Below are 13,232 nucleotides of genomic sequence, written 5' to 3'. Positions count from 1 at the left end.
CGGTGCGGCCGGGTCACCGCCGCGAGACGCGGGAGTTCGCTGGTGATGTCGGGCTCCTTCCGAGTGCCCTGCTGATCCTGTATTAGACAACGGTCGCACACAACACGATGCCTGCGGCGCGGGCGGGGATGGGGCGCATCACTGCCCGGCCGTGGACAAACCGGGCGGCTGACGGACGCGGGACGTACCGGCCATCCCATCCGCAGCCCCCGACGGGCAGGATGATCCCACCCCAGGCCCCACCACCCCCCGAGGAGTTCCCGTGGGCGCACCCACCACCCCGGCCACGACGGGCACGCCGCCCCGTCCGATTCCGGGCGTACCCCCTGCCAGCCGTGCGCTGACCCGGCCGCGTCGGCGGTTCGTGGCCGCCGCGGCGGCGCTGGTCGCGCTGGCCGCGGTCGGCGCCGGCAGTCTGCTCGACCTGCGCACCCCGGCACCGAAGTCGGCCGCCGCGCCGGTTGGCGAGTTCAGCGCCGGCCGCGCGTACGAGGACGTCCAGGTGATCGCCGCCCGATCGCACGTCGCCGGCAGCCCGGCCAACGAGCAGGTCCGCGCGCACCTGGAGCAGAAGTTGCGGGGGCTGGGCCTGGAGACCGAGGTGCAGGACACCGTGGCACCGGAGGCCGGTCAGCTCAGCGGGGCGGCGGGCGGGGCGACACTGGCCCGGGTCCGCAACGTGGTGGCCCGGCTGCCCGGCACCGCCTCGACGGGTCGGGTCTTCCTGGTCTCCCACTACGACTCGGTGCAGACCGGGCCGGGCGGCAACGACGATGCGGCCGGCACGTCGACAATCCTGGAGGTGGCCCGCGCGCTGACCACCGGCCCCCGGCCGCGCAACGACATCGTCTTCGTGCTGACCGACGCCGAGGAGGCGTGCCTCTGCGGCGCGGCCGCGTTCGCCGCCAGCCACCCGCTGGCCGCCGACGGCGGTGTGGTGCTCAACCTGGAGGCCCGGGGCTCCACCGGGCCGGTGATCATGTTCGAGACGTCCCGGAACAACGCGAAGCTGGTGGACGTCTTCGGCCGGGCAGCCCCACACCCGGTCGGCACCTCGTTCGCTGTGGAGATCTACCGCGCGCTGCCCAACGACACCGACTTCACCGCCTTCCTCGATCAGAAGTTCGTCGGGCTGAACTCGGCGTACATCGACGGGGGCGCGATCTACCACACACCGTTGGACGCCCCTGCCGCCATGGACCGGGGCAGCCTCCAGCAGCACGGGGACAACGCGTTGGGCCTGGCCCGGGAGTTCGGTGGCACCGACCTGACCGACCTGCGCTCCGGACACGACGCCACCTACTTCCCCGTCCCCGGCGGGCTGGTCCGCTACCCGGGCTGGCTCACCCTCCCGCTGGCCCTGCTCGCGGTGGCACTGGTTGGCGTACTGGGCTGGCTGACCCGCCGGAGCGGCCGGGCCAGCACCGGCCGGCTGGCCGCCGGCTTCGCGCTGGCCCTGGTGCCGATCGTCGCCGCGCCGGTCGCCGCCCAACTGCTCTGGCTGGCCATCACCACGATCCGACCGGGGTACGCGGAGCTGCTCGACCCGTACCGGCCGATCTGGTACCGGCTGGCCGTCCTGGCGCTCGCCACCGCCATCCTGTTCACCTGGTACGCGCTGACCCGCCGCCGGATCGGCCCGGCCGCGCTCGCCGTCGGCGGGCTGGCCTGGCTGGCCCTGCTCGGGGTGCTGCTCGCCGTGGCGGTGCCGGGTGGGGCGTACCTCACCACGGTGCCGGCGCTGGCCGGCGCCCTCGGCGGGCTGGTCGCGCTGCGTACCCGGCAGACCGGACCGTGGCCGGTGGTGGCGGTGACGGCCGCCGCGGCCGTGGGTGTGGTCATCCTGCTGCCCACTGTGGTGCTGCTCTTCCCCGCGCTGGGGATGGCCATGGGCGGGGTGGCCGCGCTGGTCGCGGTGCTGCTCGGCCTGGTCGCCCTGCCCGTGGTCGACCTGCTGCACCCGCAGGCCGGCGGCCAGCGCGGTCTGCTCGCGCTGCGGGCCCGGCGGCTCGCGGTGCTGCCGGCCGGTGCCGCCGCGGTGGCGACGGTGGTGCTCGCCGGGGTCGGCCTGGGTGTCGACCGCTTCGACGCCGCCCACCCCGCACCCACCCACCTGATGTACGCGATGGACGCCGGCACCGGCCAGGCCCGCTGGCTCAGCCACGAGAGCGACCCGCAGCCGTGGACGGACGGCTACGTGGACGGGGTCACCGACGTCGGCGACGACTTCCCCGGGCTTGGCGACGGCCAGCTGCGGGCTGGCCCGGCGCAGTCGGCGAACCTGCCGGCACCGAAGCTGGAGGTGGTGGCCGACGCCACTGCGGGTGGCGAGCGCACGCTGCGGCTGCGGCTCACCCCGCAACGTGCGGCCCGGCTCGCCACCCTGCACGTCGACACGTCGACCGCCACCGTGCTGCGCGCCGACGTGGCGGGGCGGTCGGTGCCGGTGGAGCCCCGCGCGGGGAAGTGGGGCTTCGGGCTGGTGTTCCACGCCCCGCCAGCGGAGGGCGTCGAGGTCACGTTGACAGTGCGCCCGATCGCCGGACAGGTCACGCTGCGGGCCATGGACGCCAGTGACGGGCTGGACGCGCTGCCCGGCTTCCGCCCCCGTCCGCCGGCTGTCGGCGTCGTCGGGTCGCACAGCTCGGAGATGTTGGCGGTCGCCCGCACCTATCCCATCTGAGGTGAAACGGTGGTCCGGCGGAGTGGCTTTACGCCGGACCACCGTTTTCTCTCTTCGGTCAGCCCACCGGTTCGGGTTGGCCGGCACCTACCCGGTGCCAGCGATTACCGTCGTGGTCGGTGAAGGTGAGGTCCACCAGAACGGTGTCGGCCGAGCGGAGCCGGTGCTCCGCCGCGACGGTGACGAAGAGGTCGTGCACGTCGTGGCCGGGGATCCGACGGACCTGTTTCGCCGCGGCCAGCCCGACCGGCGGGGCGTCCGGATCGTCGGGCGGGACGAGTCGCGCCAGCACCACCACGTCCAGCACCGGGGCGTCGCTCTCGTTGGCCACGGCGACCCGCAGCACCGAGGTGCCGCGAATCTCGACCACCGCCGAGACCAACCGCGCCTGGGTGGCCCGGACCCGCAGATCGTCGTTGCGACGGGCACGGATTTCCCGCCGCAGTCCGAGGTAGACGAAGAGCACGCTGGCGATGGAGCCGACCGCGCCGAACCAGTCCGGCACGGAACCCCAGTCGACGACGTCCTGGATTGGCGACCAGTTCATAAGTCCATCGTGGATGCCCGTGTCGAGTGCCACGCACGGCGGATCGGCCGGAATCAGCAGCGAATTGGGAATTCCGACACTGATTTTGGTCAGCCGGGCGGCCTGAACGGAGAGTGTGCAACCCGGTACGGGGGTGGATACGCTTGCGGTCGACATGGTGCGCGTGGCAATCCCTCCGACTGTCCACCAGATGGACAGGATCAAAACGCCGCCGCCCCATTGTGAATTCGCCACCGAAGGGGGACCGCATTGACTGCGGACGTTCCACCCGAGGATGTCGGCGTGCCTCGGCCTGCGTACGACAGGCCGAGTCGGGTCTCCGTCGATCCACCGCTCGGACGACTGGACAGCCCACTGCACGGGCGCGACGACCTGATCGACGAGATCGTCCAGCCGGGGGAAATCGCCCGGGGTCGGCCTGCGGTGCACATCCTGTGCGGCATGGGCGGCTCCGGCAAGAGCCACGTCGCGCTGGAGATCGCCCGTCGGGCCCGGGCCGACGGCCGGACGGTCTGGTGGGTGCAGGCCGGGCGGCTCAACTCCGGGATGCGGGAGGTGGTCAGTCAACTCGGCGCGTCGGAGACCCAGGTCGACCAGGCCTGGGCCGGGATGATCAGCGCCACCGACCTGGTGTGGCGCTACCTCAACCAGGCCGCGCAGCCCTGGTTGTTGATCTTCGATAGTGCGGACGAGCCCGCCAGTCTGGGCCCCACCGACGGAGTGCTCGCCGACGGCACCGGCTGGCTACGCAGCCCGGAGGCCGACGACGGCACTGTCATCGTGACCAGCCGGGACGGCAACCGGGCCACCTGGGGCACCTGGTCGGTGCTGCACCAGGTGCGCCCGCTCGACGCCGACGCCGGCGCAAAGGTGCTCATCGACCGGGCCGGCGCCCAGGCCGGCGGCCTGGCCGACGCCCGGGAGCTGGCCCGGGAGTTGGGCGGGCTGCCCCTCGCCCTGCGCGCCGCCGGCAACTACCTGCGGTCGGTCAACGCCAGCCCGGTCTGGCGCGGCTCATCCACGATCACCACCTTCGCCCACTACCGGACTGCCGTGCAGCGTCGGTTCCGCTCACCGCGCGACGCCGCCGACGTCGACCTCGACGAGTCCCTCGGCCTGGAGATCGTCCGCGAGGTCGACGACATCTCACTGGACCTGCTGGCCCGCCGCCAGCTCCAACAGAGCCGGCCACTGCTCAACGTGCTGGCCTGCCTGAGCATCTCCCCGGTGCCCTACGAGGTGGTGCTCAAGCCGGCCATCCTGGCCGAGTCGCCGCTCTTCAAGGGGCTCACCGGCCGGCAGCGGGTGAAGGTGCTGGAGGGCATCGGCAACCTGGCCCTTGTCGACTTCGACGTGCAGGAGGAGGTCACCGACCCGGCGTTCGCGCACGTGCTCTCGCTGCACCCACTGGTGCACGCGATGTTCCGCGACCGCGACGAGGTGCGTGAGCAGATCGCCGAATACCACGGGCTGGTCATGAAGCTGCTGCTCGCCGCCACCGAGGGGCAGAACCCGGACGACTCGGCGGCCTGGACCAACTGGGACGTGCTGGTGCCGCACCTGGTCGAGGCCGTGCGGGAGTACCTCGTGCCGCAGAAACACAAGCACGACCCCGAGACGGTACGCCGCGCGCTGGAGCTGACCCGACTCACCGCCCGCTACCTCATCGCGGTCGGCCTACCCGGCTCGGCCTTCGACATCCTCGACCCGATCGTGCGCGGTTGCGCCGCGTACGACCACGACCTGGACCGGCCGCAGGTGCTGGCGCTGCGCCACGAACTGGGCCGCACCTGGCTGGAGCGCAACCAGCCGGAGATGGCCGACCGGGTGCTCCGCGAGGTGATCGCGGACCGCACCAGGGTGCTGGGCAGCGACGACGCCGACACCCTCGCCAGCCGGCACAAGCTCACCAAGGCGATCATGGCGCAGCGCCAGTGGCCGGAGGCCGAGCTGGAGCTGCGGCAGATCGTCGCCGCCGAAGACCAGGTACGCGGCCCGGAACACTGGGACACCATGATCGTGCGGCACAGCCTGGCGCTGGCGGTGCTTGCCCAGCAACGGGCGCCCGAGGCCGAGGAGATGCTGCACGCCATCCTGGAGGTCCGCTACCGGTTGTGGCCGCTCAACCAACCGGAGACCTGGCAGGCCCGGCACACGCTGGCCCGCTGCATGCAGGCGCAGGACCGGCTCGCCGAGGCGGAGGCCGAGCTGCGGGCCACCCTGGCCACAGTGGAACCCCGGCATGCCGACCGCAGCGAGGTGCTCGCCATCCGATCCACCCTGGCCCTGGTGCTGCTGCTCGAGGAGCAGGTCGACGCGGCAATCGAGGTGTACGAGCAGTTGCTGGCCGACCGTCGGCGACTCCTCGGCGACACCCACCTGGACACCCTCCAGGTGGAGCACGCGCTGCGCCGGCTACGCGACGGCGACTGACCGGTCAGTGCGGCGCCGCCGGGCCCAGGTCACTCGGGTCGGTGTTGCCACCACAGATGATCACTGCCACCCGCTCCCCCGGCTGCGGCACGTACGCGCCGCCCACCAGCGCGGCCAGCGCGGCGGCACCACCCAACTCGGCAGCGACCCGCAGCTCCGACCAGAGCAACCGGCGCGCCCGCACCAGGTCCTCGTCGCGGACCAGCACTGACACCACCTCGGTCCGGCGGGCGGTGTCGAAGGCGATCTCGCCGATCCGCCGGGCACCCAGCGAATCGGTGGCGATGCCACCCACCTCGATGTCGACCGGCCGACCCGCCTTGAGGGCCGAGTGCAGGGTGGGGATCTGCTCCGGCTCGACCGCCACGACCCGTACCGAGCCACCGAACCAACTGGCGATACCGGACACCAACCCGCCGCCACCGACCGCCACCAGCACCGTGTCGATCCCGTCCACCTGCCGCTCCAACTCCCGGCCGACGGTGCCCTGACCGGCCACCACCTCCGGCTGGTCGTACGCGTGCACCACCAGCGCGCCGGTCTCCCCGGCCCGCTGGGTGCTCGCCGCCAACGCCTCGGCGTAGTGCTGGCCCACCTGGCGCACCTGCGCGCCCAACCCGGCCAACCGCTGCACCTTCACCGGCGAGGCGGTGACCGGCACGAAGACCTCCGCCGGCACGCCCAACGACCGGGCCGCGTACGCGACGGCGAGGCCATGGTTGCCACCCGACGCGGCGATCACCCCGGCCGAGGGCAACGACCCCTGGAGCATCCGGTTGAACGCGCCACGCGGCTTGAACGAGCCGGTGTGCTGGTGCAACTCCAACTTGAGGCTGAGCTGCCCGGGCACACCAAGATCGGCGCCGTCGACGGCGATGACCGGGGTTTCCCGGACCCGCCCCTCGACAAGGGCCGCGGCCGCCTCGACGTCGCTTCTGTCCACCATGGGGAAACGCCCTTCACTACGACCAGAGGGCCAGTCGACCATCGTCGGTGAGCCCGACGAAACATCCTATGGAGATCCGTCGGCCATCCGACGCCTGACGCACCGTGTGATAGTGCCGCGGATCAAACAGAAAGCCCTCCCCGAGCGTGGGGCGCAACGTCAACGACTGCGTGTCGGTGGCCACCGCCTCCTGGAAGCCGTACCCGCCGGGGATCCGCAACGGCTCGTCGTCCGGCTGCCAGCGCCGCCGCCACAGCACCGTCTCACCACCGGCGGGTGGCACCCGGATGTAGATGTTGAACGCCAACTGGGCCACCACCTCGCTGTCGAGCAGCCGGCCCGCGTACTCCCGTACCGCGTCGTCGAAGTGCACCTGGAGCCCCGCGTTGATCTCACGGACGATGCCGACGTGCATCTCCCGACCCTGCCGCCGCCCGGGTGCCACGTCCGGCCAGGCACCGCGGAACGCGGCCAGGCACAGGTCCCGGGGCGAGTCCGACAGGCCCAGCGTGGACCAGCTCTTCTCGGCCGCGCGAGCCGCGTCCCAGTAGTCCTCGCGGAGTGCGCCGGCGGACCGGTGGTCGTTGATGGCCGGACCGAACTTCGCGACGACGGGAAAGACCCGGCTCTCGTCGTACCGGTCCATCGGCGCGTTGGCGAGGGCGGCGGTGATCGCCTGGCAGCGTGCCGCGGAGAGCAACCCCGGCACCCGAACGGCGGCCAGCCGCCCCGCGATGAGCCCGGCGACATCCGCTCGGGTGATCGATTCTGATTCGACGGCGACGAACAAGGGATCGGTAGTGCTCGAATGCTGCACGGCGGTCCTCCCGTAACGAAGATCCCTCACCGGACTTGTCGCGCCCCCCGACCCGCGCACCGTGCAATGTACAAACCGCAGGCAAGACGCGGTAACCGCAGTTCCGGGCGGCGTGGCGCGGCCACCGCTACCATCGGCGCAACCGGGGTAGGTGACACCGAACCGTACGGCGGAAGCTTTCCACCGATCGGGGAATGGTGACGATTCTCGGCGTGACGCATGATGCGACTAGTTCGAACGCTGACAAGGAGTTCGAGATGGCAGGCGCCGGCCCGACGGATCTTGACATGCACGTCGACCGCCTGGAAATGGCGCGTCGAATAGCCCGGGAAATGATCGAGTCCGACCATCAGGCTCTGGAGCTCGCCGTCCGGCAGCGTCCACAGTGCTGGTCCCGACGCCCCACCGGCCACGGCACCCGCGCCGACGCCCTCACGGGCTGACCCTCCACACAGCTACCCCCGGCACCCCGACAGCGCTGTTAGCCTGGCGCGTCGCGACAGCCAGCACGGGGATGCAGCATGAATTGCTCGACTTGCGGGAGCCAGCTCGACCATCCTGGGCAGGGGCACACCTGCCTCGGCGACGCCACACCGCCTCCCCAGCCACCCGCGTACTGGCACGCGGCCCAGTGGGCGCTGGTGACGCTCGCGGTGCTCTTCGCCGGACTCTCGTTGGTCCGAGCTGCGATCACCGCCGACCTGCTGACGCCGCCGGGCGGGAAGGTCATCAGCGTCCTGTCGATCGCCGGGCCGCTGGCCCTCTTCGCCGCCTTCCTCACCTGGTCGAACGTCACCAAGCGCGTCATCGACGCGCGGGCGATCGCTGCGGCGTCGATCCGGCACTGGGCGGTCGGAGCGGGTGCTCTGCTCTTCCTCCTGTCGTACCTCCTGCCGGTGAAGACCCCGACCGCCTTCCACGTCGTCCGGGCGGCCGCCGCGATCCTCCTCGGCGTCGGCGCCCTGATCACCCACCGCAGAGCCGCGCGCCGGCTCGCCGACCCGGCCACCCCCGCAGACCAGAACGACGCCACCGGTACGGGCACCGCGCCACTGCGCAGGGAAGAAGCTCGGCCAGGACAGGCGGCGAACCAGCCCGCCCGGTTGGCGCTCGACATCGAGACGCAGCCGGAGGACTGGAACGCGTCCCTGTGGGATCCCGAGGTCCAGCGCGACATCGAGCGCCGGCGCCGCCAGCAAGCGCCACCCGCCTGACGCTCCAGCTGGGACTGGCTATTCGTAGGTCGCGACCGCCTGGGCGATGCGGTTCAGGAACGGACGCCCGAAGGCCGACGTGCCGTCGACGGTGATCACCGCTAGATAGCCGAAGAGGCGCCAGAGCTCCCGCCGATGCCGGAACTCCGGGTCGATCGGCGTGATCTCGGTGTAGGCGTCGAAGACCGCGCTGGGGACCGGCTCGAAGTAGTCGATCAGGGCAAGGTCGATCTCGGGGTGCCCGAAGTACGGGGCCGCGTCGAGCAGGATCGCCTGGGTGGCGGTGGTGAGGAAGTTGTTCTGCTGAGCGTCGCCGTGCAGCAGCGTGGGCCGGGTCTCCGGCCCACAGAGGACGGGCAGTCGGTTGATGAGCCGTTCGACGCCGACAGCCAGCCCCAGAGGCAGGTGACCGCTGTCGACCGCCGACTTCAACCGTGGCAGCAGGCGGCGCTCACCGTAGAAGTCGACCCACAGGTTCGAGGCCACCGGGCGGTTGTCCTGTCGCAGCGGGCCGAAGAAGCCGTCGAACTGCTCAAGACCGAACCGCTCCTCGTGAACCTGGTGCAGGCTGGCCAGGGCATGTCCGATGGACCGCCACTGGTTCACCGAGCGCGCCTCGGCGGGAACCTCCGGGATCGCCTCCAACAGCAGCAGGGAGCCGGTGCTCGAGTCGATCACCCCTGCCGCGACGGGCGCGGGCGTCACGACGGCGGCTCGCTGGCGGAGCAGGTTGAGGCCGCGCAGTTCGGCGTCGAACTGCTCGTGTCCCTCAGCCGAGACGTCAAGCTTCGCGAAGACCGAGAACGCGTCGCCGTGCAGGAGCCCGCACGGATGGGACGCGCGGTCGTTCAGGTCGGTGAAACCGGACGCCGCCCACGCTCGTCCGAGGTGAACCGACGCTGCCCGCTCGATCTCACGAACGATCGGCGCGCGCACGAGCGGATGAGTCGTCAGCACCAGCGAGATCCTAGGGCGGTCGCCTCTCAGGCGTTCACAGCCCAAGCGCGAGGGGTTGGGTTGGTACTCCGTCAACGATCAATGCGGTCAACGGCGTGGCGAGGTCCCGTGGCGAGAACAGTTCCGGACCGCGGTGTTCCCTGATCTCTGGCAGCGACCACCAACGCCAGCCGATGACGTGCTCGGCTGCGAGTTCCGCATCGCTCATCGCACCGCGCGGCGTGAACGACGCGGTCCGAACGAGGAAATAGTCGTTCACGACACCATCGTGGCCGGGTGCGAACCCGGCTTCGACTATCTCCTGGCGCCAGACCTGAGGCGGGTCGACATCGACAGCGAGTCCGACCTCTTCCCGCAACTCTCGCCGCAGGGCGGCCAGTGGCGTCTCGCCGTCTTCGACGCCACCCCCGGGAGTGATCCAAACGGCGATCGTGCCAGCCGGATCGGGAATGGCGAGTCGGAGCAGCAGTACGTGGTCTTCTTCATCGACGACGACCGCACGCGCCGATCGCCGCAGGTTCACCGTCGACATCAGGACACCCTACGGGTCAACGATCACTGTCGACGCCCTACACGGCACCGAGAGCCTGCGACAGTGATAAAGCCGAATGTCCAATGCGCCCTGTCCTGAAATCAGGCCGCCCGGAAGCGCGTCTGGTGTGGGAGGAAACCGTGGGCTACAAGGAACGACGTGCCAAGATGATCGCCACGCGGGCGGCACCGCACTTGGAGCCCGGCGAGCAGATCCAGACGGGCTTCGTCACGCTAGCCGGTTCGGGGATCTTCACCGTGCCGGCGGAGACGTTCGTGGTCACCGATCGCGCGATTCTCGTTCTGGGCAGCAGCGAGGTACAGCGTCTCTCGCGCGATTTCTGGTTCGGCAAGCCGACCGGGCTCTACTACAAGTTCGAGCTCGACCACACGTACAAGGTGCACCGGCAGTGGTACCCGGAGCTCATCGCCGCCGACGAGGCGCTGCGCGAGATGCAAGCCCAAGACGATCCGGCGGTCGGCGAACACTGAATCAGGACCGGCAGGCTTCGTGCACCGGCAGTGGTTCCCGGATCGCCCGGAAACGCAGGTCAGAGGCCGTGTGGGCTCTACTTCCAGCGGTATTGATCTAGGAACGCTGTTGGTTCTCGTTCGACGGCCTGAAAACGGCATGATCTTGGAGAGCCTCAGAGCCGCTTGATGGCGCGCCATCGGAGGTGCCGGCCGGTCAAGCCTTGTGGAATCCTGCGCGGGTGGCGTGTGAGATATGCGGACGTGAGCTGGTTCTCAACGGCGTGACCAACCTCCATGGACGTGGGCCAACCGGGTGGTACTCGTGCTCTCACTGCCCAGCGCAGTTCTACCAGGTCGAGAAGACCGGTGAGTCCTTCTATGGGCCGCGCGCCCCGATAGACCAGCAATGGGCGGCCGGTTACCCAGCCACCGCAGACTCGTCGGACCCGAGTGCCAAGCTTCACGCCGTGGGCGACGGGACCCTATGCGGTCTTCCACGAGACCAGGTGACGGTATATCGGCTTCACTTCGATCCGTCACGGCCCAACGCATGTGCCGCCTGTGTGGCTGCGGCCCAGGAAGTCGATGCCCGCTGGCCGGCAGAGAAGCGGTGACCCTCCCGGTCGTCGCCAGGTAGTTGCCCGCCGCATCTCCCCGGCTGCGCCTCCTAGCCATCCCGGAGCGCCTGAGCGCCCCGCCGGAGGCACTGCTCGTGTCTCGACCAAATCGATGCCCCGGAACCGCCATCGACCACGGCGGTTCCGGGGCTTCTTCGTACGTCGCGCCGCCGGCGGGCTATCAACGACGCGCTGGCGGCCGAAGGCCAAAGGCGCGGCGGCGGGCCATCGGCCCGGCCCAGGTTCGGCGGCGCGAGCGGCCTGCGAAGCGGGCCGCCTTGACGGCCTGAACACGGCATGATCATGGATTACCGGCCCTGCCAGCGACCTGCTACGCAGCTCAGAGGCCGTGTGGACTCTACTTCCAGCGGAAGTGGACGAAGAGGCGGCCGAAGTTCTTCGAGTCCTTCTCCACGCGGTGGTAGAGCTGCTTGACGTCCTTCTGGTCGAGGAACCGCAGCACCCGCTTCTTGAGCTGGCCGGACCCCTTGCCGGGAATGATCTCGACGAGGGTGGCCTTCTTCGCCACCGCCTCGTCCATGATCCCGCGCAACGCCCGGTCGATGTCCTGGCCCTTGTTGAAGATCTCGTGCAGGTCCAGCTTGAGCTTCATGCCGCAGCCCCCGGCCGGTCAGGTCCCATGTCCGCCATCCTAGGCACGTCCGGCAGGTCGCCCGCCAGACGACGAAGGGGCGGCCCCGAAGGGCCGCCCCGCACGCGTCACCGGGTCAGGCTCAGCGCCTGCCGCCGAGGCGGGTCTCCACCCGCTCCAGCGCGGTCCGGTAGTCGTCGTTGGCCGCGTACATCGCGGCGGCGATCCGCAGGTGCCGCAGCGCGTCGGTGTGTCGGTTCAGCCGCTCAAGCGTCCGGCCGAGCACGTGGTGCGCGTAGTGGTCGCTCGGGTCCCGCTCGACCAGCTCGCGCAGATGCTCCTCGGCCCGGTTGAGCTGGGCCGACTGGAAGTACGCCCGGGCCAGCAGTTGCCGGACCGCCGCGTTGCCGGGTTCGGCGTCGATGATCGGCTCCAGCAGTCGTGCTGCCCCGCTGGGGTCACCGGTTTCGAAGAACATGGTCGCCCGCCGGTAGTCCGCCAGAAGATCCATCTGCCACCTCCTCGGGTCGCACCGTCACCTGTTCCGACGCTGGCACAACACCGGGAGTTTGGCGACTGTTCCCGGGGTCGAGATCAGGTCAGTTCGGGCCGCTGACGGCCGCCGAAGGGTCAGGTGCGGGCGTCCCGGCGTCCGGCGGAAAGTTCCCAGGCGCGGACACCGCCGACGATTCCGGCGGTGTTCGGCACCACCACCACGTCGTCGCCCATCCGGGCCAGTTGCTCGGGGCGGATCAGCCGGGAGTTGCCCCCGCCCAGGTAGAGCCGGTCCCAGCGGAACACCGGGCGCAGCCCGTCCACCACCTGGCGGATCCGGCGGGACCAGAAGGCGTCGCCGAGCCGCCGCCGTTCCGGCTCGCCGACGTACGTGTCGTAGGTGGTGCCCCAGCGCACCGGCGCGTGCGACAGCTCCAGGTGCGGTGCGAGCACCCCGCCGTCGAAGAGTGCGCTGCCCAGCCCCGTCCCCAGGGTCAGCACCAGCTCGCAGCCGGTGCCGGCGACCACTCCGGCGCCGTGCACCTCGGCGTCGTTGAGCACCAGCGCCGGCACCCCGAACGCGTCGGCCAGCGCGCCGCGCGCGTCCCAGCCGGACCACTCGGCGAGCAGGTCCGGGTCGACCCGCGTGCGGGGGCCGTTGCGGGTCACGTAGTGCGGGGTGCTCACCACCACTCCGTGCCGGATCATCCCGGGTACGCCGACAGTGATCCGGTCCGCCGTCGGCAGGCGCCCGCCGAGATCCAGCAGGGTCCGGACGAACAGCGCGGGCGGCAACGGGTACGGGGTGGGCACCCGCAACGGCCGGGCCCGCATCGTTCCCGCCTCGTCGAGCACGGACGCCTTGATGCCCCCGCCGCCACAGTCGATCGCCAGTGTGGTCACCACGTCGTTGAGTCTGCCCGCTG

The 13,232-nt window shown here is 70.7% G+C and carries 13 protein-coding genes; 5 read left to right on the top strand and 8 right to left on the bottom strand.

The window, feature by feature from the left end:
- The first annotated feature begins 262 nt into the window (after positions 1 to 262).
- Positions 263 to 2,683, top strand: coding sequence for a M28 family peptidase (locus OG598_RS30050; RefSeq protein ID WP_442931411.1), 2,421 nt, complete (start codon positions 263 to 265; stop codon positions 2,681 to 2,683).
- Between the two features lie 58 nt (positions 2,684 to 2,741).
- On the opposite strand, the gene OG598_RS30045 is transcribed toward OG598_RS30050, so the two are convergent.
- Positions 2,742 to 3,230 carry a hypothetical protein gene (locus OG598_RS30045; protein ID WP_328652054.1) on the bottom strand — a complete coding sequence of 163 codons (489 nt, stop codon included), beginning with the start codon at positions 3,228 to 3,230 and terminating at the stop codon, positions 2,742 to 2,744.
- A 282-nt stretch (positions 3,231 to 3,512) separates the two neighbouring features.
- Between OG598_RS30045 and OG598_RS30040 the strand changes: the two genes are divergently transcribed.
- On the top strand, positions 3,513 to 5,663 hold the full coding sequence (locus OG598_RS30040) for a tetratricopeptide repeat protein (RefSeq protein ID WP_328652053.1): 2,151 nt from the start codon (positions 3,513 to 3,515) through the stop codon (positions 5,661 to 5,663).
- 4 nt (positions 5,664 to 5,667) lie between these two features.
- Here OG598_RS30040 and OG598_RS30035 read toward each other — a convergent pair whose 3' ends face one another.
- Positions 5,668 to 6,609, bottom strand: a complete 942-nt coding sequence (locus OG598_RS30035) for a threonine/serine dehydratase (protein WP_196919894.1) — start codon at positions 6,607 to 6,609, stop codon at positions 5,668 to 5,670.
- A gap of 16 nt (positions 6,610 to 6,625) precedes the next feature.
- Positions 6,626 to 7,426 carry a 2OG-Fe(II)-dependent halogenase WelO5 family protein gene (locus OG598_RS30030; protein WP_328652052.1) on the bottom strand — a complete coding sequence of 267 codons (801 nt, stop codon included), beginning with the start codon at positions 7,424 to 7,426 and terminating at the stop codon, positions 6,626 to 6,628.
- Between the two features lie 194 nt (positions 7,427 to 7,620).
- On the opposite strand from OG598_RS30030, the gene OG598_RS30025 reads away from it, so the two are divergent.
- Positions 7,621 to 7,869 (top strand): hypothetical protein, encoded by a 249-nt coding sequence (locus tag OG598_RS30025; protein ID WP_238666906.1) that lies wholly within the window; start codon positions 7,621 to 7,623, stop codon positions 7,867 to 7,869.
- 78 nt (positions 7,870 to 7,947) lie between these two features.
- Entirely contained in the window at positions 7,948 to 8,640 is a 693-nt protein-coding gene (locus OG598_RS30020; protein ID WP_328652051.1) for a hypothetical protein, read from the top strand.
- A gap of 18 nt (positions 8,641 to 8,658) precedes the next feature.
- Here the strand turns inward: OG598_RS30020 and OG598_RS30015 are convergent, their stop codons facing one another.
- The gene (locus OG598_RS30015; RefSeq protein WP_328652050.1) at positions 8,659 to 9,597 is read right to left on the bottom strand and encodes a fructosamine kinase family protein; all 939 of its coding nucleotides are present in this window, start codon (positions 9,595 to 9,597) and stop codon (positions 8,659 to 8,661) included.
- A gap of 34 nt (positions 9,598 to 9,631) precedes the next feature.
- Positions 9,632 to 10,129, bottom strand: coding sequence for an NUDIX hydrolase (locus OG598_RS30010; RefSeq protein WP_328652049.1), 498 nt, complete (start codon positions 10,127 to 10,129; stop codon positions 9,632 to 9,634).
- A gap of 140 nt (positions 10,130 to 10,269) precedes the next feature.
- Here OG598_RS30010 and OG598_RS30005 point away from each other — a divergent pair, with 140 nt between their 5' ends.
- Positions 10,270 to 10,620, top strand: a complete 351-nt coding sequence (locus OG598_RS30005) for a hypothetical protein (protein WP_328652048.1) — start codon at positions 10,270 to 10,272, stop codon at positions 10,618 to 10,620.
- Between the two features lie 957 nt (positions 10,621 to 11,577).
- Here OG598_RS30005 and OG598_RS30000 read toward each other — a convergent pair.
- From OG598_RS30000 to OG598_RS29990, 3 genes are all read right to left on the bottom strand, one after another.
- Entirely contained in the window at positions 11,578 to 11,832 is a 255-nt protein-coding gene (locus OG598_RS30000; RefSeq protein ID WP_007465523.1) for a Smr/MutS family protein, read from the bottom strand.
- 121 nt (positions 11,833 to 11,953) lie between these two features.
- Positions 11,954 to 12,322 carry a tetratricopeptide repeat protein gene (locus tag OG598_RS29995; protein WP_112584722.1) on the bottom strand — a complete coding sequence of 123 codons (369 nt, stop codon included), beginning with the start codon at positions 12,320 to 12,322 and terminating at the stop codon, positions 11,954 to 11,956.
- Between the two features lie 119 nt (positions 12,323 to 12,441).
- Positions 12,442 to 13,212, bottom strand: coding sequence for an ROK family protein (locus OG598_RS29990; protein WP_266304372.1), 771 nt, complete (start codon positions 13,210 to 13,212; stop codon positions 12,442 to 12,444).
- Positions 13,213 to 13,232: the final 20 nt, after the last annotated feature.

This window comes from Micromonospora sp. NBC_00330, from assembly GCF_036136635.1.
In the GTDB taxonomy this organism is placed as follows: Bacteria; Actinomycetota; Actinomycetes; order Mycobacteriales; family Micromonosporaceae; genus Micromonospora; species Micromonospora salmantinae.
The sequence above is the reverse complement of the archived record's forward strand: the minus strand, read 5'-3'. Positions and strand labels throughout refer to the sequence as shown.